16 protein-coding genes are annotated in these 21,179 nt (G+C 55.7%); 11 read left to right on the top strand and 5 right to left on the bottom strand.

Annotated elements, in window-relative coordinates:
* The first annotated feature begins 153 nt into the window (after window positions 1-153).
* The 7 genes from ppc (at window position 154) to GRX64_RS17305 (ending at window position 7,858) form a co-directional block, all read left to right on the top strand.
* On the top strand, window positions 154-2,796 hold the full coding sequence (gene ppc, locus GRX64_RS17335; RefSeq protein ID WP_166269049.1) for a phosphoenolpyruvate carboxylase: 2,643 nt from the start codon (window positions 154-156) through the stop codon (window positions 2,794-2,796).
* Between the two features lie 42 nt (window positions 2,797-2,838).
* Window positions 2,839-4,209 (top strand): HDOD domain-containing protein, encoded by a 1,371-nt coding sequence (locus GRX64_RS17330; protein WP_166269048.1) that lies wholly within the window; start codon window positions 2,839-2,841, stop codon window positions 4,207-4,209.
* Between the two features lie 194 nt (window positions 4,210-4,403).
* Window positions 4,404-5,057, top strand: a complete 654-nt coding sequence (adk, locus tag GRX64_RS17325) for an adenylate kinase (RefSeq protein ID WP_166269047.1) — start codon at window positions 4,404-4,406, stop codon at window positions 5,055-5,057.
* 16 nt (window positions 5,058-5,073) lie between these two features.
* On the top strand, window positions 5,074-5,769 hold the full coding sequence (tsaB, locus tag GRX64_RS17320; protein WP_166269046.1) for a tRNA (adenosine(37)-N6)-threonylcarbamoyltransferase complex dimerization subunit type 1 TsaB: 696 nt from the start codon (window positions 5,074-5,076) through the stop codon (window positions 5,767-5,769).
* A 31-nt stretch (window positions 5,770-5,800) separates the two neighbouring features.
* Window positions 5,801-6,598, top strand: a complete 798-nt coding sequence (locus GRX64_RS17315; protein ID WP_166269045.1) for an undecaprenyl-diphosphate phosphatase — start codon at window positions 5,801-5,803, stop codon at window positions 6,596-6,598.
* Window positions 6,599-6,686: 88 nt separating this feature from the next.
* Window positions 6,687-7,052 (top strand): UDP pyrophosphate phosphatase, encoded by a 366-nt coding sequence (locus tag GRX64_RS17310; RefSeq protein WP_166269044.1) that lies wholly within the window; start codon window positions 6,687-6,689, stop codon window positions 7,050-7,052.
* The gene (locus GRX64_RS17305) at window positions 7,052-7,858 is read left to right on the top strand and encodes a class I SAM-dependent methyltransferase (protein WP_166269043.1); all 807 of its coding nucleotides are present in this window, start codon (window positions 7,052-7,054) and stop codon (window positions 7,856-7,858) included. The genes GRX64_RS17310 and GRX64_RS17305 overlap by 1 nt, the downstream gene beginning before the upstream one ends.
* A 13-nt stretch (window positions 7,859-7,871) precedes the next feature.
* On the opposite strand, the gene plsB is transcribed toward GRX64_RS17305, so the two are convergent.
* On the bottom strand, window positions 7,872-10,337 hold the full coding sequence (gene plsB / locus GRX64_RS17300; protein WP_166269042.1) for a glycerol-3-phosphate 1-O-acyltransferase PlsB: 2,466 nt from the start codon (window positions 10,335-10,337) through the stop codon (window positions 7,872-7,874).
* Window positions 10,338-10,473: 136 nt separating this feature from the next.
* Here plsB and nudC point away from each other — a divergent pair, with 136 nt between their 5' ends.
* On the top strand, window positions 10,474-11,295 hold the full coding sequence (gene nudC / locus GRX64_RS17295) for an NAD(+) diphosphatase (RefSeq protein ID WP_166269041.1): 822 nt from the start codon (window positions 10,474-10,476) through the stop codon (window positions 11,293-11,295).
* Entirely contained in the window at window positions 11,292-12,131 is an 840-nt protein-coding gene (murI, locus tag GRX64_RS17290; protein ID WP_166269040.1) for a glutamate racemase, read from the top strand. The genes nudC and murI overlap by 4 nt, the downstream gene beginning before the upstream one ends.
* Here the strand turns inward: murI and GRX64_RS17285 are convergent.
* Window positions 12,109-13,116, bottom strand: a complete 1,008-nt coding sequence (locus GRX64_RS17285) for a DUF2156 domain-containing protein (RefSeq protein WP_166269039.1) — start codon at window positions 13,114-13,116, stop codon at window positions 12,109-12,111. The two genes, murI and GRX64_RS17285, sit on opposite strands and share 23 nt — an antisense overlap.
* Before the next feature lie 52 nt (window positions 13,117-13,168).
* On the bottom strand, window positions 13,169-13,822 hold the full coding sequence (locus tag GRX64_RS17280) for a class I SAM-dependent methyltransferase (RefSeq protein ID WP_166269038.1): 654 nt from the start codon (window positions 13,820-13,822) through the stop codon (window positions 13,169-13,171).
* Window positions 13,823-14,179: 357 nt separating this feature from the next.
* Between GRX64_RS17280 and GRX64_RS17275 the strand changes: the two genes are divergently transcribed.
* A complete protein-coding gene (locus tag GRX64_RS17275; RefSeq protein ID WP_166269037.1) occupies window positions 14,180-15,013 on the top strand; it encodes a substrate-binding periplasmic protein in 834 nt (277 codons plus the stop codon).
* Between the two features lie 49 nt (window positions 15,014-15,062).
* On the opposite strand, the gene GRX64_RS17270 is transcribed toward GRX64_RS17275, so the two are convergent.
* Both GRX64_RS17270 and GRX64_RS17265 read right to left on the bottom strand, forming a co-directional pair.
* Window positions 15,063-17,198 (bottom strand): EAL domain-containing response regulator, encoded by a 2,136-nt coding sequence (locus GRX64_RS17270; protein WP_235937738.1) that lies wholly within the window; start codon window positions 17,196-17,198, stop codon window positions 15,063-15,065.
* Between the two features lie 59 nt (window positions 17,199-17,257).
* Complete coding sequence (locus GRX64_RS17265) at window positions 17,258-19,234, bottom strand: HDOD domain-containing protein (RefSeq protein WP_166269036.1); 1,977 nt, start codon at window positions 19,232-19,234, stop codon at window positions 17,258-17,260.
* Window positions 19,235-19,567: 333 nt separating this feature from the next.
* On the opposite strand from GRX64_RS17265, the gene GRX64_RS17260 reads away from it, so the two are divergent.
* Window positions 19,568-20,863: a MinD/ParA family ATP-binding protein gene (locus tag GRX64_RS17260; RefSeq protein ID WP_166269034.1), complete on the top strand. Its 1,296-nt coding sequence runs from the start codon at window positions 19,568-19,570 to the stop codon at window positions 20,861-20,863.
* Window positions 20,864-21,179 lie beyond the last annotated feature (316 nt).

Here is a 21,179-nt window from a genome sequence, read left to right as displayed (position 1 = left end):
CAAATCGAGGGCCGGGCGGGCTTTGCAAACGGTGGACACGGTGCCACTGCCCGGCCTATTCGCTAAGCAACACCTGAATGGTGCATAGACTTAGTCGGATAATCCTTAGTATCGTTATAACACTTGGTCTTCGTCAATTTAAAAGGATGCTTCGTGACAGAACTGCACCCGGATCTGAGAGAGAATGTTCGTTTGCTGGGAGAATTACTGGGCCGAAGTATTCGTCGGTACCCTGGCCAGGAATGTTTCGATTTAATTGAAGAAATTCGGGCGGCCGCCAAGTCCGACCGACGACACGAAAGTGGCTCTGGCCAGCGTCTGGTGAGTTTGCTGAGAAACCTCAGGGATGATCAGTTATTGCCGGTCACCCGGGCATTCAACCAGTTCCTGAACCTGGCGAATCTGGCAGAGCAGTACCACGGTATTCGCCGCAAACGCGGTCATCAGTCGGATTTGATGGTGGAATCGTTGGGTGAGGTATTCGGCCGACTCAAAGAGCAAGGCATACCGGCGGACGAGCTGCACCGGCGAGTAACGGATTTAAACATTGAGTTTGTCCTGACCGCGCACCCGACGGAAGTCGCCCGGCGAACATTAATCATGAAGTACGACGAGATGTCGGACTGTCTCGGGCGCCTGGATCACGATGACCTGTTGCCCGCCGAACGCGACGAGACCATCGCTCGCCTGCAGCAGTTGATCACTGAGGCTTGGCACACGGATGAAATTCGCTATCATCGCCCGACCGCTGTGGACGAGGCAAAGTGGGGCTTTGCGGTTATTGAGAACAGTTTGTGGCAGGCATTGCCCCGGTTTTTAAGGGGTCTTGATCATTCTCTGGTTGATGCCACCGGTCAAGGCCTGCCGGTCGATGCCGCCCCTATTCGCATCGCGTCGTGGATGGGTGGGGATCGCGATGGCAACCCGAACGTCACGCATCAAGTTACCCGTAAAGTCTTTCTGCTGGGGCGCTGGATGGCCGCGGATCTGTATCTGAGGGATATCCAATCGTTGCGGGCTGAGCTGTCCATGTGGCAGGCCAACGATGCCCTGAAGGCGGCGGTATCTGACAGTCGGGAACCCTACCGGGACGTTTTGGGCAAGCTTCGCGATCGGCTCATCAAAACCCGAGATTGGGCCGAAGCGAGCGTGAACGGTGAGCCCGCAGACAATGCTGACATTCTGTTTGAGAATGAGGACCTGACCGATCCACTTGAGCTGTGTTATCAATCCCTGCTCGACTGCGGGCTTGAAACCGTAGCGAATGGCCCGTTGCTGGATACCTTGCGTCGGGCTCACACCTTTGGGCTACCGCTTATTCGTCTGGATATCCGGCAAGAAGCTTCCCGGCACGCAGAAGCCGTGGCGGAAATAGTCGATTACATTGGGCAAGGGGACTACTTGTCCTGGAGTGAAGACGAGCGTCAGCGGTTTTTATTGACGGAACTGCGCAGCCGCCGGCCATTGGTTCCGAGGCACTGGGCGCCCTCGGAAACCGTGCGGGAAGTGTTGGCGACCTGTGAAGTTGTCGCTGGCCAAACACCGGAAGCACTGGGCTCCTATGTGATTTCCATGGCCAGCAAACCTTCGGATGTACTGAGCGTTATCCTGCTGCTGCGAGAATCCGGGATGACCAACCCGATGCGAGTAGTACCGCTGTTTGAAACTCTGGACGACCTGTCGGGCGCACCGGATAGCATGAGAGCACTGTTTGAAGTGGACTGGTACCGTCGCTATTGCAACGATCATCAGGAGGTCATGATCGGGTATTCTGATTCCGCCAAGGATGCGGGGCAGATGATGGCCGCGTGGGCGCAATACCAGGCTCAGGAGAAGCTCACCGAAGTGGCCAGTCAATACGACATCCACCTTACCTTGTTCCACGGCCGTGGTGGCACGGTCGGCCGCGGCGGTGGCCCTGCAAACCGGGCGATACTGTCCCAGCCGCCAGGTTCGGTGAATGGCAGTTTCCGTATCACCGAGCAGGGTGAGATGATCCGGTTCAAGTTTGGCCTGCCACGATTGGCGGAGCAAAGTCTGACGCTGTACACGACGGCGGTGATCGAAGCCACTCTGGCACCGCCTCCAGGGCCTGAGCCGGAGTGGCGGAAGACGATGGACTGGCTGACAGAGCGCTCGCTGAAAGCCTACCGTCATGTGGTGCGTGAGGACCCTGATTTCGTGCCGTACTTCCGTCAGGCGACCCCCGAACAGGCACTTGGTAAGCTTGCACTGGGCAGTCGGCCAGCCCGTCGTAAAGCTAATGGCGGCGTCGAAAGCCTGCGTGCCATTCCCTGGATCTTTGCCTGGACCCAGATGCGCCTGATGTTACCCAGCTGGCTTGGCAGCGACGTTGCCCTGCGTGAAGCGTCTGAGAGTGGGCGCCTGGAGGTGTTGCGCGATATGATGGCGCGGTGGCCGTTTTTTAAGACCTACGTCGACATGCTTGAGATGGTGCTGGCGAAAGCTGACTTGCGCATTGCCAGCTATTATGAGCAAACACTGGTCGAGCCCTCACTGCGTCCCTTGGGCGAACAACTCAGGGCGCGCCTGACCGTCTGTGTTGACGAAGTGAAAGCGCTCAAGCAGCAAGATTCGTTACTGCAGGCTGAGCCGGTGTTTGCCCATTCCATGCGGGTACGTAATCCTTACACCGATCCACTGCATTATTTACAGGCTGAACTGTTGCGACGGGACAGGGAAGGCGAAGACGCAGGGCAAGTACCGGACCTGGTGGAGCGAGCTCTGAAAGTGACCATGGCGGGTATTGCCGCAGGTATGCGCAACACCGGCTGACATTTCGGCTGGTCCGACGGGATAACCACTAAGGAGACCTGCGTGGCAATAGCTGGCAGACTGAGTACGTTCTTAAACCGCAAGGGTCTGGCTTTCGACACCCTGTCCGTAGCGGCGGCAGCCGATCTGGAGGTCGCACTGAAAGCCTCGGTGGCGCCGCGCGCTCAAGCCGTAAAAGCCACGATGCTGATTGACCTTACCGGCGTGGTGATGGTTGTTCATCCCCTTGAAAGTGTGTTGGACCTCGATGCGATTGCGGCCTTAAGTGGTCGCCGTCTGCAGCCTCTTACCGGTCGTCAGGCCGATCGCTTATTCAATGATTGTGAGCCGGGCTTTCATCCTCCGGTTGGGGCCGCCTACGATGTGCCCGTGATGGTGGATGAATCGGTCATGACGTTACCGCGCGTGGTAATGGCTTGCGGCTCCGACAACACGCTGATCGCCATGGATGGGCGAGTCTTCAGGCTGGCGCTGGCCGGTGCCCGGGGAGGGCAGATGATCATCAGGGGTTCGTCGGATCACCGCGCGACCGCCATTACCCTGGATGAAGTTGCCCAGCAGCTGCAAAAACTTTATCGATTGCCGCCAATGCCGGCGCTCGCATTGCGTATCTTACGATTAACCGGCAACGCCGACGCCACCGCCCGTGAATTGTCAGATCTGATTGAATTTGATCCCAGTCTGACCGCACAGATTATGCGCTATGCGCGATCGGCGTTGTTTCATTACCCGGGACAGATCGATTCGGTGCAAGACGCGGTGACGCGCGTTTTGGGCTTTGATCGGGTTGCCCATATAGCCCTTGGTATTGCCTCGGTGCGGGCGTTTGATGTGCCAAGGAAAGGCATGTTGGGTATGGACGAATTTTGGCGCCATTCGCTGTATTGTGCTTTCCTGACCCAACGGATGGCATCACGCTGTCAGGCCGACAAGGGCCTGTCCTATCTCTGCGGGCTACTCCACAACTTTGGTCTCTTATTGATTGGGCACCTGTTCCCTTCCGAGTTCGATCAACTGAACGCCCTGCGTGAGGATAATCCGGATCACAGCATGCGGTCACTGGAACACCAGATATTTGGCGGCGGCCAGGGCCAGGATCTGCTGGCGGTCGGTCATGGCGCTATCGGTGGTATCCTCCACAAGCTCTGGCAGTTGCCGGACGCCGTCGTTAAAGCCGCGGGCGTACACCAGCACGCGGACTATCACGGCGAACATGAACAATATGTCCTGATGGTGCAGCTTGCCAACTGCTTGCTCAAAGAGAAGGGCATCGGCGACGAATTCAATGAGGACGATCTACCGGCGATTTCCATGCGTCTGGGTTTGCTTGATGAAGATCTTGAGGAGTTCCGGGAAGCGGTCGAGGCCGTTTCTGCCGACCTTGATGCTTTGGCGCACTCGCTCTCGTCCTAACGGACAAGGACCTGCCAGGAGGTTGCTACTGAAGGCCACTTTCTCTTACCGTCCTGACTTCGTATAATGCCCGATCTTCAAAATTCAGGGCGCCCTGTTCAAACGGGTTGGGCTTTCCCCGGAAGACGCCGCTCGACTGCTGCTCAGTCCTCGTCTTTCCACCAGTATTATTCGTTCAACGGGAGCAGAACCATATGAGAATCATCATGTTAGGCGCGCCAGGCGCGGGCAAGGGCACTCAAGCCCAATTTATTACCGAGCGTTTTGGCATCCCCCAGATTTCGACGGGTGACATGCTGAGGGCTGCTGTCAAAGCTGAGTCAGAGCTCGGCTTGCAGGTCAAGGAAGTCATGGCAACCGGTGGGCTGGTCTCTGATGACATTATCATCGCGCTGATTGAAGAGCGGGTGAAACAGGAGGATTGCCGCAATGGCTTCCTGCTAGACGGGTTCCCTCGCACGATTCCGCAGGCGGAAGCACTGAGGGATCAGGGTATCGTGATTGATTATGTGGTTGAGATCGCGGTGGATGATGAAGAAATCGTTCACCGCCTTTCCGGTCGCCGTGTGCACGAGGCAAGCGGCCGTATTTACCATGTCAAATACGATCCCCCCAAAGAATCAGGCAAAGATGACGAGACCGGTGAGCCGCTGATGCAGCGTGCTGACGACAAGGAAGAAACCGTTCGCAAGCGTCTGGGTATCTACCATTCCCAGACCGCACCGTTGATCGATTATTACCAGGACTTGGCGGCCAAAGATCCAGCCAGCGCACCCAAATACGTTCGGGTAAAGGGTGTGGGCTCGCTGGACGACATTCGCAGCCAGATTCTAGAGAAGCTGCAATAAATCGCGAGGCATCCCGGTGAATCTGCTTGCATTGGACACGTCATCGGAAGGCTGTTCGGTGGCTTTGCTCAGCGGTGGCAAGGTCACCGATCGCTTTGAAATTGCCCCCCGTGGCCATACGCGGTTGCTGATGCCTATGGTAAAAGCGCTGCTGGCGGAGCGTGAACTCCGGGTGTCGAGCCTGGATGCCATTGCGTTTGCCGCCGGGCCGGGCTCCTTTACCGGGCTCAGGATTGCGACCGGTGTCGTGCAGGGGCTGGCCTTCGGGCTCGACATCCCGGTTGTGCCAGTGTCGTCACTGGCGGTGCTGGCCGCAGGTGCGGCTCGGGACCTCGCCGATGGCGGTGAGGGAGCCATTGCGGTGGCGGTGGATGCGCGGATGAATGAAGTCTACTGGGGTTGCTTCCACTGCACTGACAATGACCTGCAGCCTGTATCAGAGGAACAGGTGTGCCCACCGGACCGCGTGTCGCTGCCTGACGGCTTCTCCCGATGGATCGGTACCGGCTCGGGGTGGTCGTTTCGTGATCAGATGCCCGCAGCAGTGGTCGAGCGAATCAGCCGCATTGATGTAACGGCGGTGCCTCATGCTCGCGACATCATTGTTCTGGCCGTAGCCGCCTGGCAGCGTGGGCGGTACCTGTCAGCGGCAGAGGCCCAGCCGGTCTATCTCCGCAACGAAGTGACCTGGAAGAAGCTTCCCGGTCGTTAAGCAACACTCTCACCCGGTCGGATTGTGAGCCATGGAACTTTGGCATATTGTTGTGCTGGCCATCATACAGGGCCTGACGGAGTTTCTGCCGATCAGCAGTTCTGCGCATCTGATTCTACCCTCGCAGCTACTGGGTTGGCCGGATCAAGGGCTGGCCTTCGACGTTGCGGTGCATGTCGGAACCCTCACCGCCGTGGTTTGGTATTTCCGGCGGGTTGTCAGTCGCCTGGCGTTAGCGTGGGTGAGTGATACCGTGAGAGCCAGGATTGGATCGGACAGTGGGCTGGCCTGGGCTATTATTGCCGCTACCGTCCCGGCGGGCCTGGCTGGCGTGTTGTTAAATGATTTTATTGAAACTGAGTTGCGCTCGAGCCTGGTGATTGCGCTCTCGACCATTGGTTTTGGGTTGATGTTGTGGTGGGCGGATGCGGCAGGGCGACAGGCGCGAGGCATTGAGGGTTTGCGTTTCAAGGATGCACTCATTATCGGATTGGCCCAGGCATTGGCTTTAATTCCCGGCACCTCCCGCTCCGGCATTACCATGACGGCGGCGCTTTTTCTGGGTTTTAACCGCGATTCAGCGGCGCGGTTTTCGTTTTTGCTGTCAATTCCACTGATTGCTGCCGCTGGACTGCTGAAAACATTGGAGTTGGTAGAGCTGGGTGAGGCGGCTGATTGGCGCTCGATTGCGTTGGGAGCCTCGTTGTCCTTCGTCAGTGCGGTGGTTTGCATCCATCTTTTCCTGACCTTCCTGGAGCGGCTGGGGCTCATGCCATACGTCATTTACCGCCTGTTGCTGGGCCTGTTGCTGCTGGTCATGCTTTGGTAATGGTGTATTCAAATTGACGATACTCGTTTTATATTGATTTTCGTTTCATACTACAGCTCTGTGAAGACGTTATGGCGAGCGTGATCAGATGATTGGTGGTCTTAACCCAAATGCAGTGTACCGGGCGCAATCGGATGCGACAGCGCTTCGGGAGCGGTCTGATATTGCCCGCAATTCATCAGCAGCGGGCGTTAATGGCACACCCGAAGGCATTCGCCAAGACTTGGCCGTTCCCCGTTCGGAGGTTGGTGAGCGCGCGACGAATCCGGTTGACTCGGCCGCTATAAAACGACGGGTAGAAGCCCGTCAGGCATCCGAAGATGTGCGTCTGGAACGTTTTCGGGCGGATGACATGCCACTGGCCAGCGCCCGCGCGCTGGAAACGTTTGCCGGCGTTGCGGCATTGCGAGATGACGTTGATGTTGAGCTCGCCGGTATTGATATTCGAATTTGATGAACGCTGCCCACCCTACTGCCCTGGCCGTTGCCTGCAGTCCGTTAGCCGATCAGCAAACGGTCGGTCTCCTGGCCGCTGAACTCGGCTTGCCCTTCATTGGTGTTGTCAAACCCAAAAAAGTGACCGATTACGCGTTGCTGCTATACGCCGACGAAAACGGGCTGGCGCTTCAGACCACGGGGCCTGGGGCACCGGGTCCGGTGCGCGCTGAATTCTGCGCCGGTAAGGCCGGTTATCGGCTTGAGCATGGCGGTGGTACGGGCCAACTGATTGCCAAGGCGGTAGGCATGCAGAAAACCCGCAAGACCCTGCACATTCTGGATGCGACCGCCGGGCTAGGCCAGGACGCCTTCGTGCTGGCGGGACTCGGGTGTCGGATGACACTGATCGAGCGCTCACCGATCGTACACGCCCTGCTTGCGGATGGACTGGCCCGAGGCCGGCTCAACGTGACGGCTGCGCCGGTGATTGAGCAGATGACCCTATTGGCGCAGGACAGTGCGCGCTGGCTGGCGCAGGGAGAGGGCAGCGTTGCGGATGTTGTTTACCTCGACCCCATGTTCCCGCATCGGAAAAAAGACGCCTTGGTAAAAAAAGAAATGCGGGTGTTTCGGGACATTGTCGGTGATGACCTTGATGCCCCCGATCTGTTGGCCGCCGCCCTGGCGCGGGCGACCTACCGGGTCGTCGTCAAGCGGCCAAGAAAGGCGCCCCAGATTGAAGGGCCGGAACCCGCAACCCGGCTGGAGGGCAAGAGCAGTCGCTACGACATTTACCCCATCAAAGCCTTTCCATCGAGCTGACCGGTGGCGCCGGTCATGCCCCGAGCATGGTGACTTGCTGAATCGCCTGTCGCTTTTCCACACTCAAAACGAGCCGTGCATCCTCCGCAACCTCATCCAGGCCTTCGGTGTAACACAACTGACCATTCTCGTCGGTCGAAATCACCTCGTTTTTCTGCAGGTTGGCTATGAAATTTCGGAACAGGCTCTTGTCAAAAAACTCCGGCGCGTTCAGGCCAAACAAGATCGACATGCGCTCCGCCATCAGGGTGCTTTGTTCTTCGAGTTCGGTGGCATTGATTTTACCCGAGCCATACTTCCGGAGAATTGCAATTGCGATGTGGTAGCGCTCCAGGGTCTGAATAATAAAGTGTGATAAGGCCCTTAATCGGAGCATGGATTCGGTACCGTCCTCGGGCCGGCAAATCCGGTCGCCGTGTGTCTGAAGTAGACCGTGGTTTACCAGCACATCAATCCACTGGTCCACTACCTGCTCGGCCTGTTCCGGTTGGTATTGAAGGAACAGTTCGGATTGCAGGTAGGGATACACCACGCTCGACAGGAAAACGACCTTCTCGCGGGCTAGCGACGAATTGTTCTCGAACAGGCAGGCAATCAGCGACGGCAAGGCAAAAAGGTGCTGAATATTGTTGCGGTAATAGGTCATCAGAATCGCGTTATTGCCTTCCAGTGCGATAATGTCTCCCAACGCTTGTGGTTGGCGACTGACCAGCCCCATCGTTTCGCAGTAGGCAATCCATTCTTTACCGCCGCCCTCTGGCAGCGTCACTGTCTCGGCGTAGGGAAATGCTCTCAGCAGATCCGCGAACTGATCCATTAACCGGCTTAGCTGAATTTCATCCATGGCCAAACGTTCGGTACTGAGCAACACTGTAGCGGTCATCCCGATTGGGTTGACCGCGACTGCCGCATTGATGCCAGTGACAATTTTCGAGGATAAGGTCTCAACGGCCTGGCTGAGCCACGCAGGGCGATACTCACTGTCGTAGGCCTCCCGGCGCCACGATGGATGAATGTCGTCCAGTACGTCCGAGAGAGGGATTGCGCTACCAAAATTAACCGCCACCCGGCCAAAGGAGTTACGCAGGGATTTCAGGGTCTTGGCAAGGGCGAACACACTCTCTTTTTGCTTCTTTTTGCCCCGAAGTTCACCCAGATAGGAGCGACCCTCCATCACTTTCTCGTAACCAATGTAGACCGGTACAAACACGATCGGCTTGTTGTGGTCTCGCAGATAGCTGCGCACGGTCATGGCCACCATGCCCGGACGTGGCTGTAGCATCCGCCCGGTCCGGCTACGTCCACCTTCAACGAAGTACTCGACCGAATACCCTCGGGAAAACATAACGTGCATGTATTCATTGAAAACCGTGCTGTAGAGCGGATTGTCCTTAAAGCTCCGACGCATGAAAAAGGCGCCGCCACGTCGCAGAATCGAGCCGACCACCGGCATGTTCAGGTTAATGCCAGCGGCGATGTGTGGCGGCATCAGGCCATTGTTGTACAGGACGTAGGACAGCAGTAAATAGTCTATGTGAGAGCGATGGCAGGGCACATAAACGACAGCATTGTCCTGGGCAACACTTTGAACAACCTCAATGTTGTTGACTGTAATGCCGTTGTATATCCGGTTCCACAGCCGGCTTAACAGCACTTCAAGAAAGCGGATGGTGACGATCGACATACTGGCGGCAATTTCATCGGCGTATTTACGCGCTTTGGCCCGCACTTTTTCCGGTGGAATATCGTCTTTGCGGGCGGTCTCCCGGATGGCATCCTTCACTGCCGGGGTGCGAACCAGCCCTTCAACCAATGTGCGGCGGTGCGAAAGGTCGGGGCCAAGCACCGCTTGCCGGACCCGCCGAAAATGCGTTCGGAGGATTCGGGCCAGCTTACGGGACGCCTGGTCCGGCCGGTCACGATATTCGTCCACGACCTGACTGAGCGACAGCGGTTTGCCAAACTGGACGTAGGTGTTGCGTCCGTGGACCAGGATAATGAGAAATTTCTGCAGCCGGCCAGCCACTGTCCAGGTGTCCGAGAGCAACAGTTTGACCAGTGATTTTGCCTTGTCGGGAGAACGTCCCCAGAACAGTGATACCGGTACGATTTGCACGTCGAGCGTGGGGTCTTCGACGCCCAGTTGCACAAGTTCCTGTGCCTGTGATGTCAACACCGAAGTCTGACGTCGGCGGAATAGCCCGCCAGTGCGTTTATAGAGGAAGAAGAAAGAGTGGTCAGGACCGCCGTGGACAGGCAGCGGTGCTTGCGCCGATGGCAGCTGGGCGCGTTCGACTTCCTGCTCCAACACCAGGCGACTCGACATTGAGCTGTATTGCACGACGTAGCAAACGGGTTTGGCTGGGTTGAGTCCCAGTGCGTCCGGGCTCGCGCCCTTGACATCTGTCCTGACCCACAAATACAGCAGCTTGCGAAACAGGGTCAGGATCAGGCCGCTGAGGCCCGGTAAAAAACGCATAGGTTTGCTCCGATTACCGTAACTGGCGCCCAGTGTACTTGGTCGCTGGCCGTGGGCAAAGGAGTCTGGTGCGGCTTATGGCGCCAATCGGTATGTGATACATTCAGTCTAATTTTGACAACGCAGGTAATTGGTTATGCTGGAGTGGGTCGCAGGTTGGTCTTCAGAGCCTCCTGATGAGGGCGATAGCGTCGTGATCCTGTGTTGTCATTCAGTGCTGCGGCCCCGCACTGGCTGGTTGTTTGCATGGTCTGACATACGCAATCTGGTGACCGGTGATGATGAGCCGGTATACGTCGGACGGCTTGAGGCCAGACCCGTTTACGTCGTTGAGCTAAAGGATGAGCCCATTATCGACGGCTGCGAATCGGTATCGCTGAGAGACGTGTTTCTCAACAGTGATGAGGCGACAGCAGCGATGGTGGGTACCGCTATTCAGGTCCTCCAATGGTGGCGGGACCATCGATATTGCGGACGCTGTGGACAGCCCACGACGTTTCACCCGGCCGAGCGGGCGCGCTGGTGTGGTGGTTGCGGTATTCCTTGGTATGCGCGCCTGGCGCCTTGCGTCATCGTTGTTATTCGACGCGTTGACCAGATTCTGTTGGCGCAATCCGTTAAGTCCAAGGGTCGGTTTTACAGCTTGATTGCAGGGTTTGTGGAACCGGGGGAAAGCGCAGAGCAAGCGGTGGCGCGGGAGGTACTGGAGGAAACCGGCCTGGAAGTAACCAATGTGCGCTATCACCGTTCACAGCCATGGCCATTCCCGCATCAATTGATGCTCGGCTTTTCGGCTGATTATGCGGGTGGAGATCTGGTTTTGCAGGAAGACGAGCTGCTGGATGCACAGTGGTTCCGTCCGGGAGCGTTTCCGGCAGTGCCTCCACAATCGACCATTGCCGGGCATTTAATCCATCTTATGGAGCGTGAAATCTTGGCGGAGGAGGCCAACCGTTGAGGCACCCCAGCGTCCTGATTTTTGATTCCGGTGTCGGTGGGCTCAGTGTTGCCCAGTGCATACGTCAACGGGTGCCGTCGGCTCAACTGACTTATCTGGCGGATAACGCCTGTTTTCCCTACGGTGATCAGGCTGAAGCCACCGTTATATCCCGGTGTGTTGCCCTGGTTGTGGAGGCGCTGACACGGTCGGCGGCAGACGTCATCGTGGTGGCGTGCAACACTGCCAGCACCGCCGTGTTGCCCAGCTTGCGGGCAGCGGTGAGTGTGCCTGTTGTGGGGGTCGTGCCTGCGATCAAGCCGGCTTCCCTGGTATCGGAGAATCGACGAATAGGGCTGTTGGCCACACCCGCAACGGTTACCCGCCCCTATCTGGAACATCTGATCAATGAATTTGCCGGCGACTGCAGGTTGGAACGTGTGGGGCATCCGGACCTGGTGCGTTGGATTGAAGCTTGGGTTGCAGGACAGCCATTATCAGAGCGACTGCTCAAGGACGCACTGGCACCGTTTCGAAGGGCCGAAGTTGATACCGTTGTTTTGGGGTGCACCCATTACCCACTGATCCTCGACAGGTTACAAGCCGTGTTGCCAGAGATACGGTTTTGGGTCGATTCCGGTGACGCCATCGCCCGTCGAACCTTAGCCGTATTGCAGGAGGCCGGGTTGGAGATAGAAGCGCTCCCAGCTTCGGCGCCACCGTTGAATGCAGTGTTTTTTACCGGTGAGGTACCGACGGGAATTGCCGGCTATCTCACCCACATCGGGCTGGCCGCCCGATCCGTAGAGGGCGGTTGGCCAGGTCAGGCGCACCTCACAACAGTCGGGTCAGCTTGAACATGGCAAGAAATTCCAGTGCCGGAATGGTGCGACGATGACAACAGTAAGTCTTGAAGCCTTCCCCGCGAAAACGCGATTTGGTGAACTCCAGGCCTTTGAAGTTGTAAAGAAAGTTGCCACGCTCGTACAGCCCATGAAGAATCCGCTTTAGAAGACCGCTTTCCTGACGCTCGGTTGCTTTGTCCAGGGACAGGGGAATCAGGCCGAGGTCAAGAAACGGCACGCCTTCTTCCTTAAAGACATCCATCGCGTGCGCCATCAGCGTGTAGAAAATCCCCTGACGGAAATCGGCATTGGCGCGGGAAATATTGGGCACATAACTGATGATGCGGTTGTTGCGGTAGATGGGATCAAAATAGATAAAGCCAACGGCTTTGCCATCCTGGTAGGCATAGAAGTGACGTTCGTTCTCCCGGTAGTTCATTTCCATCGGGCGGATCAGAAAACGGATTTCCTTGCTCTTGCATTTCCGGGTCTGAATCCAGGCGTCTGAGATTTCTCGGGTATGGTCGTCACTAAAACGCTCCATCACGGTAATGCCGTTTTTCTCTGCCTGGTTAAGTGCCGTGCGAATAATCTGTTTCTTCTTGCCAGTGAGCGCCCAAGTCGCCAGGTTGATTCGGGATTCGCTGCCAAACTGAGTGCCGAACAGACCAAAGCGGAAGTGCAGAAAGTCCACAACGGGTTTGGATACCTGTATATAGGATGCATTGGGATGGCGCTGATGAAAGCGCTCGAGTATCAACTCGAAATGGTCGGGCGCCGCCACCGGGTCCGATAACACAAACGTCATGCCCCACTTACGCATGAAACCGACAAAGCCTACGCCTGGCAAATCAAAGTAATCCATACCAGGTTGCAGTGTGGAGAAGGACTGCGAATGGGTGCCGAATTTCTTCAGGTAATCGACTCGTTCTGAAAAAGAGAACGAGCCTTCGGCCAAAGTGCCACATTGGTCGAGTGTCAGGGTTTGATCTGTCATGCGATTTATCCCCCAAGGACGGTTGTTTTATTGTGGTTTATGGGGCGGTAGATCACGCTTTTTTCTGGCCGAGAATGGACCAGTAACAATTCATGTTCAGTAATTTGAAGTGCTTTTTCTCCGTGACTTGCAGGCCAAGACGCTGCATGTGCTCTGGATAGTTGTAGATTTTGTGAAATGCGTTATTGGCGAATAACCAAAAAATGAAGACCGCCACGTACCAGTAGGCTTTCTTGAACAGCCGGGCCAGAACGTTGCCGGAGGGGTAGCAGAAATCACCCACCACCACCTTGGCGTCGGCCTTGCCAAGGCGAATCAGATGCTCCAGCACCCGAACCATCATGTCCTCGTCAAAGACATTCAGGAAGAAATTGGCCACAACCATGTCGTACTGTTCGTACTGCTCAAGCTTCATGATGTCACTGTGGACCCGATGAATCGTGAGGTGAGGGGCCTCTTGTTGCTGGGCGTCTGCGAATTTTCGAAGCATTGTTTCGGACAAGTCGATGACGGTGACATCCGCACCCAGTTCCGCCGCACGAATGGCGTCCCGGCCGTGACCGACACCGGCAAACAGAACCCGGGTGCCGGGTTTGATCGTCTCAACGTCGAGCATGGCTGTTTTGCAGCGGTGAATGTTTTTACCGCTGTAAAGGTTGCTGAGGAAGTCGTATACGGGGCCGATGTATTTGTATTTATCGCGCATGATGTTTCAAGCCTGTTCCGATCGAAATGATCTGTCGCCGTGTTGTGTTTATTGTCCATGCTTCCCCGCTGAAACGGGCGCGCACCGGCGACAGATGTCTGTCAAAAAATAGTAGTGAAGAGGCCGAATCAATTATGTGCAGTAGCCCGCATTTCCAGATACATTCGGTAACGCAATGCAATACTTTGCAAACTTGGTCAAGGTTTTAATTAAGACTGTCCAACAATCTATTTTTCGGCCGGACAGGGTGGCGGGAAAGGTTGTGCTGCGTTTTTATTCAAGAACCGAAGGTGACGGTTTCTTTCGCTGGCACCTATACTGGGGAAGCTAATACGAGCGAACTCAAAGAGGCTTACCTTGAACGCTTGGCGTCATCGTCCTGAAGTATTTCTGGTGCTCCTGATGTTCGTGCTGGGTATTGCAGACGCTCGCGCATCGGAGCAGGACCCAACCTCGATTCGTTACCTTGTTGTTGATGGGAAAACGCGGCCATTTCAAATCGTAGAAGATAATAAAAGCAAAGGCGGGATCATTTCCGATATTGTCGACGCGGTATTTGAGGGATCGCCCTTTACCGTTCGGCATCAGGTACTGCCAGTCAATCGGATCCGGTTAAGTGTCAGTGAAGGCCAGATTAACCACTGGATTACGTTTGATTCTCCCGTCTGGGACTCGTTTGGCGAAAAGGGTGAGCCGGTCGGGGATGCGCTTTTCGACACCCATCACGTGTTGATGACCTGCAAAGAATCGATACGGAGTGATGTGCAATCGATCGATGACTTGGCGGGTTTGTCGATTGTGACCATTCGCCACTTCAACTACCTTTCCCTGAATGAAGCCGCCGACAGCGGCATCATTTGGTCTGTCCCTGTCGATCGTTACGACGCCGGCCTTGAATTGGTGCGTTTGGGGCGTACGGACGGGTTTATTGAAATGGCCTCACGGCTCCGTTATCACCTGAACGAGTTGGACGGTAACCGCTCGTGTTTTCGGGAAATTGATGTCAGCGCTATTATCCCGGATTACCCGGTTTATCTCTACTTGGATCGTCGTTGGTCTGCCGAATTCAAACGCTTTGTGGCGGCTCGACTGCATGCGTTGTCGAGGTCCGGTAAGTTGCAGGACATTGTCAGCAGGTACGTGCCGGAGTTGGTGCCAAAGGAGCTTTCAGTGAAGTCCGGGGGTCAATAGTTGGCTGTGAACCAAAACGTGTGACGTCTGATCAGCACGAGAGGTTGTCCTAAACCACGGCGCGCACGCGCTGTTGATTCAGCAGGCGAGTAATGGCCTCCGCTGGCTGTGCCGGGCCGTAGAAGAACCCCTGAACCTGGTGACAGCCCAAATTCTTGAGATAGGCCAGTTGGGCATCCGTCTCGACACCTTCGGCAACTATATCCAACTTCAGTCCGTGCGCCATGGCGACAATCGCATTCACTATGCAGGCGTCGCCCTCACCGCCGCGTATGCCTCGTACAAACGATTGGTCCACTTTCAGGGTGTGAATCGGTAGGTTGTGGATATAGTTGAGCGAGGAATAGCCGGTGCCAAAGTCGTCGATGGCAATTCTGATACCGAGATTCGCCAGTTGACGGAGCTTTTGGCTGATTTGCTCCAGGTCGTTCATGATCACATTTTCGGTGATCTCGATCTCCAGGTTTTGCGGCGGAAAATTATGATCGTGAAGCTGCTTTATCAGGTTTTCGACAAACTTTGGGTGCTCGACCTGAATGGGTGAGAGATTGACTGCCAGTCTCAAGTCCATGTGATCGTCAAGAATCCACTGATTGACTTGCTGACAGGCCTGGGCCAATACCTGTTCACTGAGATCGACAATCAACTTGGTCTCTTCGGCCAAGGGCAGAAAGTCTCTGGGGTAGAGCAGCCCCCGCTCTGGGTGCTGCCACCGCACCAAGGCTTCAAGGCCCACTACCAGACCTGTATTGGCACACACTTGCGGCTGATAGAAAACCCTCAGTTCATTGTTGTCCAGAGCCTGGCGCAGGTCGCGTTCGAGGCTAAGTCGGTTGGCGGTATCGATGCTCATGGCTTTGGTGAAGAAGCGATAGCCGTCTTTGCCGCGAGCCTTGACGTGATACATGGCAATGTCCGCGTTCTGGATCAGCTGGTCCAGTGAGTCGCCGGCGTCGGGGAAGAGTGCAATGCCAATGCTGACGCCGACAAATACTTCCTGTTCGCCCAGCTGGAAAGGCGCTCGCAGTGCTTCAATCAGTTTTTTGGCGATACGCCGGGCGTCTTCATGGCTTGCAATGGCCGGCAGCAGCAGGGTGAATTCGTCACCGCCGAAGCGGGACAGAGTATCGCCTTTGCGAAGGCATTGCTCCAGTCGCTGCGTGACTGCCTGCAACAGACGGTCACCCATGGCGTGACCCAGAGTGTCGTTGATGACTTTGAAGCGATCCAGGTCCAAAAACATTACCGCCAGATTTTGCTCGTTGCGTCGTGCCTGGGTGATCGCAAGATTGAGCCGATCTTTAAACAGGGCGCGATTGGGTAAACGCGTAAGCAAATCATGGTAGGCCTGGAAATTAATAAAGGCTTCGGCTTCCTTGCGCTCAGTAACGTCCCGAGCCGTGCCATAGAATCGCGCTTTCCGGCCGCTCGCATAGGCGTTGAAGTCGGCGGCCAAAGGCCAGGTCTCGTGATCAATCGGGAACGCCGTAATTTCGAAATGCCGGTTGGCCTTCCGGCTGCCCCGGGTTTTCAAACGGACTTCCAGCGTTCTTGGGTTTTCAGCCGTGACGTTGATGTCTCTGAGAGCGTAGACACCACGAATCACGTCCTGCTCGTCAATGATGTGACGAAAGTGCGTTCCGTTCAGTTCGCTGGAGGAATACCCCAGCAGTGTTTCAATTTTGCTGTTCACGAAACAGAAGCGCCCCTCATTGTCGAGCATAAAAACAATGTCGGGAGAGCTGTTGACGATGTAACGGTGCAGCGCCTCTGATTTTTCGAGTCGCTGCTGTATGCTGGCATGGTCCCTGAGCAAGCTTTGCTTATCGAGTGCGGCGCCCAGTGTTGCCAGCAACTCATCAGGGTCAAAAGGTTTTTTGATGTAGTCCTGGGCGCCCCGTCGAAGGGCGCGGCTGACCGCAGTGAACGAGGTTTCGCCACTGACCACAATGATGCCGCAATCGGGCTGGACCATGGCGGCATGTGACATTACTTCAAAGCCATCTACTTCAGGCATTCGCAGGTCAACCATCGCAAGGTCGAAAGCGTTTGCACTGAGCTGCTCGCAGGCCGCCTTGCCTCCCAGGGCGGAGGTAACATCATGACCCTGTTGCATCAGCAGGGTCGTCAGACTATGCAATAGGCGTTGGTCATCGTCGGCAACCAGTATTCTAGCGGCTGGCATGGTTAACCCAGATGTGGGAGCCGCTTCCCCTGTCATAGCAATTCGCCCGCTCATGATGGTCAATCCTTTCCGTGGTTTGGTGCCGCAGGCAGTAAGACTCTGAAACTGGTTCCAGAGCTTCCTGTTCGGTATCCAATGATGCCCTCCATGTCATCAATGAGTTGTTTCACGATGCTAAGCCCAAGGCCACTATGAGCCTTGCCTTTATGTGACTTGACTGGCTGGAACAGCGTTTTTTGAACCTCGCTTGGCAGTCCCGGGCCATTATCTTCAATAATCAGCTCAACCCATGGCCGTCCGTGTTGCCATATAGGTGCAGCAGTTCCCAGGTATAATTGGCCGCCTTGTGGCAGGCACTCCACGGCGTTTCGAACCAGGTTCATGATAATCTGACGCACAGGCGCTCTATCCACACCAAGATGCGTTGATTCGGTACTCAGGCTCAATGTGCATTCTATGTCTTTGTCGTTGAACAGACTGTCCTGAAACAAGTCGTGCAGCGTTTTCAATTCATGGTTCAGCACTGCGGGTGATGCTGACTCTACGGGTGTTTGGTGATCGCCTCCCATCTGGAGCAACATGTTGCCCGCTCGTTCCAGTTCATCACGGATGACGTCCAGTTCTTCTCGCACCTGATCGCTTTCGAGACGTTCACGAAGTTGGTAAATATATTGCCGAATGATAGTGAGGGGATTGCTGATTTCATGGATCTGACGACGGATACGATCCTGGGCTATGATCGTCTCAAGGTTGCCTGCTGACGCATTTTCTGTATCGCGCTGTGCCTGCTCGGACACCAACTGCGAAAGCCGGTGGCAGAACATACTGGCGAGTTCAGTGATGGCGGCATTGTCGCTGTTACCCGTGCCGATGACATAGACCCCCTGACATTTATCGGCAATCAATACAGGAATGGCGAGTTGACCGGGAGTGTTGAGAAGCCCGGATAGTTGCCGGTCCAGCACGCTGAGTTTCCGGTCAGCGGAGCTAACGCTGACATGGTCTCGGTAGCATTGGGTCAGGATGCTTGCCGCCGGGGCGGTTTCCACGGTCATTTCCGGGCAGTAACCCTGGCTGGTTGAGACGAGGGTCAAAGTGTCCGCTTTGGTGCTGAAAAACAAGCTCGGGCATCCAGTAAGCAATGTTAAATTACTCACGGTGCTGGCAAGGAGCTCAGGTAGCGGGCTGTCACTCAGCGGAAAGCTGAGTGCCTGATCGGTCATGGCATGCCGCAGCACAGTGTTGCGCAGCGTCTGGTTGGCCTGTTGGCCATCGTAGGGGTCATCGAGTGAGACGCCCATGGACTTGGCCAGCGATGATACTTCGCGATTGATCCGCAGCGACAATTCCCTTGTCAAATCCTCGCTCAGATTAAATATGGTGCCGGCGCAGGCAATCCCCGCGACATCAGACAATGCCAGCCGTGTTGATAGGTTAATGAGTTTGACCAGGTGGGCCGCGTCGCGAATGTCATTTGCCGGCGCCTGTTGATAGCGCATAGCGTCGGCGGCCATAGGGCCGAGTCCCCAGGCGTTCGCCAGTTGAGCGCCAATGTCGGCCTGATGGTTCAAGTAGTCCTGTTGCTGATCACTGGGCGCCATTTTCAATGCAATCAATTCACCGATGTTGTGCAACATCCCGATCATAAACGCTTCGTCCGCAGACGGGTAGCGCGTTAGCGTGGCGAGCGTCTTGGCCATCAGGGCGGTCGTGAGGGAGTGGCGCCAAAAGTCGCGCAGTTGTTGCCATTGATCTGCGCCAAGGTCAAACATCAGTTGGCGAAGTGACGCGGTCAGTACCAATGTGCGTATATGCTCGGTGCCGAGGCGAAGCATGGCCTGCTCCAATGAACGGATTTCTCCGGAGCGGCCGTATAAGGAAGAATTGGCAAGCGCCAGCACTCTGGCAGTCAATGCAGTGTCAGTGGAAATGATATCGCTGATCTGCCGATAGCTGTCTTCCTGCCGGCAAGCTTCGAGCGCGCGAAGGGTGACCTCGGGTAGGCTGGGAAGCTGGGTGTCGGGCGATATCTGCATCAGGTTACCTGTCATATATATCTGACACTATATTCATTCTTGTTATTCGTTAGTGAGCTTAGACAATAATTGAGAACTATTAAATAGTTATTGTTGAATATTTGACCAATGTCGAATGTATTTGTGGGTTCAGTCCAGTGTATGGCGGTGCCCGGCCGAACACTGGCAAGGGCTGTCGTCCCTATTTGGAGGTAACGTAAAATCGTGTCATAGGTTGCGGAACATGATGGATCAGTCGTGTATTGCGCCACGTCTTCACGGTACACTAGCGGTGACATTTAGTTACAATCCTTGTGCTTGACTCTTTTTCATTGCAAATAGCAAGTGAGGCCGATGACAGTCTCCAAGCAGGTTTCACGCCAGCCCAAGATCCTCGCTGTTACCGGCGGCAAAGGCGGTGTGGGCAAAACGTCGGTAGCGCTTAACCTGGCGCTTACCCTTGCACGTGAAGGGCATGGCGTTTTGTTGCTTGACGGCGATACCGACCTTGCCAACATAGCGATCATGCTGGGACGTCACCCCCGTCACACGCTCGCACAGGTTCTTGAAGGCCAATGCACGTTGGCGGATATCATTATGGAGGCACCGTTTGATCTCCACATTATTCCGGGTGCCTCCGGCGTGCAGCGTTGTATGGAAATTGGCGTTGCGGGTAGTTTCGACCTGCTCAGAGGTTTGGCTGACCTGGAGCGTCAGTACGATTATATTCTTATTGATACCGCGGCAGGTTTGCAGCCGGCAGTACTGCATATGATTGCGGCAGCTGCCATGGCCTGTGTGGTGGTGACTCCCGAACCAACCTCTCTGACCGACGCGTTTTCTCTGATAAAGGTGCTGCAGCGCCATGGCTATCGCCGCACGCCGAGTGTGCTGGTTAATATGGCCCAGGGCGCCAGTCAAGCCAGGTCCGTGTTTCAGCGATTTGCCGCGGCACTGCAGCGCTACCTGGGTGTTAGTCCTCACTATCTGGGTGCAATCTGGCGGGATGAAACACTACGCCAGTCGGTCACCAATCAGCGCCCTGTCGCGTTGCTGGCAGAGTCTGATCCGTCCTGTCGGCAGTTTCGAATTTTGGCGGATATGGTCAGGGTACGACTCGACCAGTTACCGCCGAGGAAAGCGGGAATTGCCGCCTATTGGTATCGTCTGGCCCGCAAGGCGGATCAATCTGCCAAGGCGTCTGAGCCCGAAGCCGTCCCCGATACTACGACTCAAGTTCATCAGTTGGTGTCGTGCCTGGGGGATTTGCTCGGCGAGCCTTCGGCGTCACCAATGCTGCGTTATGAAGCGTTTACCGCTTGTTTTGCCCTACTTGGGCGCACCATGGATGACGACACCATTGAGATTGTTCAGACCGGCTTGGCCGCTTTGGATTGGGAGTCCTTAACCGAACCCCAGCGTCAACGGTTTGCCTCCCACCTGCACCACCTGGCCGAACAAATGGTGCCTGCGGTGCCGCAGCCTGAGAGTTTGGCAGTAGCCAACCAAAATGACGGCGAGCCTCGTTACGATCAAGTCATCTTTGGCGATCAGGCTCGCCTGCTTCGAGCCCTGCAGGAGCAGCCAGCCGACATGTCGTTAGACCGCTTCCTGCAAGCCCTGGCGGACAATTCAGGGCGTCAGAAATAAGTTATTGAATGTGTTTTTCTGTCAGCTTTCCGGTTTATTCGGTATCTAAATTTTGCTGCATGTCACTCCTCCGTCATTCAAACTGTGCGATCATTACTCACCATCAACGTTGTCTTCGAGCAAAGCAGTTTGCTGGCAGAGATTGACTTTGGCCCATTAAATGCAAGGGCTCAGTGCAGCTGTGGTAATCCGCAATTGGGCGCGGTGGCCGCCCTACACAAACCGGCTGAATGTTCCAGATAAATGTCTCAGTGAGGGAAGGCCTCAGGGAGGTCCGAGTCAGGGATTACGTTTCGACGAGTTTGGCAAGTGTCCC

The sequence above is a fragment of the Marinobacter caseinilyticus genome (genome assembly GCF_011074955.1).
In the GTDB taxonomy this organism is placed as follows: Bacteria; Pseudomonadota; Gammaproteobacteria; order Pseudomonadales; family Oleiphilaceae; genus Marinobacter; species Marinobacter caseinilyticus.
The sequence above is the reverse complement of the archived record's forward strand: the minus strand, read 5'-3'. Positions and strand labels throughout refer to the sequence as shown.

Coding starts and splice junctions, on each gene's coding strand:
- adk (WP_166269047.1), top strand. CDS start 4,404: ATGAGAATCATCATGTTAGGCGCGCCAGGCGCGGGCAAGGGCACTCAA.
- GRX64_RS17315 (WP_166269045.1), top strand. CDS start 5,801: ATGGAACTTTGGCATATTGTTGTGCTGGCCATCATACAGGGCCTGACG.
- GRX64_RS17310 (WP_166269044.1), top strand. CDS start 6,687: ATGATTGGTGGTCTTAACCCAAATGCAGTGTACCGGGCGCAATCGGAT.
- GRX64_RS17305 (WP_166269043.1), top strand. CDS start 7,052: ATGAACGCTGCCCACCCTACTGCCCTGGCCGTTGCCTGCAGTCCGTTA.
- plsB (WP_166269042.1), bottom strand. CDS start 10,337: ATGCGTTTTTTACCGGGCCTCAGCGGCCTGATCCTGACCCTGTTTCGC.
- nudC (WP_166269041.1), top strand. CDS start 10,474: ATGCTGGAGTGGGTCGCAGGTTGGTCTTCAGAGCCTCCTGATGAGGGC.
- GRX64_RS17285 (WP_166269039.1), bottom strand. CDS start 13,116: ATGACAGATCAAACCCTGACACTCGACCAATGTGGCACTTTGGCCGAA.
- GRX64_RS17280 (WP_166269038.1), bottom strand. CDS start 13,822: ATGCGCGATAAATACAAATACATCGGCCCCGTATACGACTTCCTCAGC.
- GRX64_RS17270 (WP_235937738.1), bottom strand. CDS start 17,198: ATGCCAGCCGCTAGAATACTGGTTGCCGACGATGACCAACGCCTATTG.
- GRX64_RS17265 (WP_166269036.1), bottom strand. CDS start 19,234: ATGCAGATATCGCCCGACACCCAGCTTCCCAGCCTACCCGAGGTCACC.
- GRX64_RS17260 (WP_166269034.1), top strand. CDS start 19,568: ATGACAGTCTCCAAGCAGGTTTCACGCCAGCCCAAGATCCTCGCTGTT.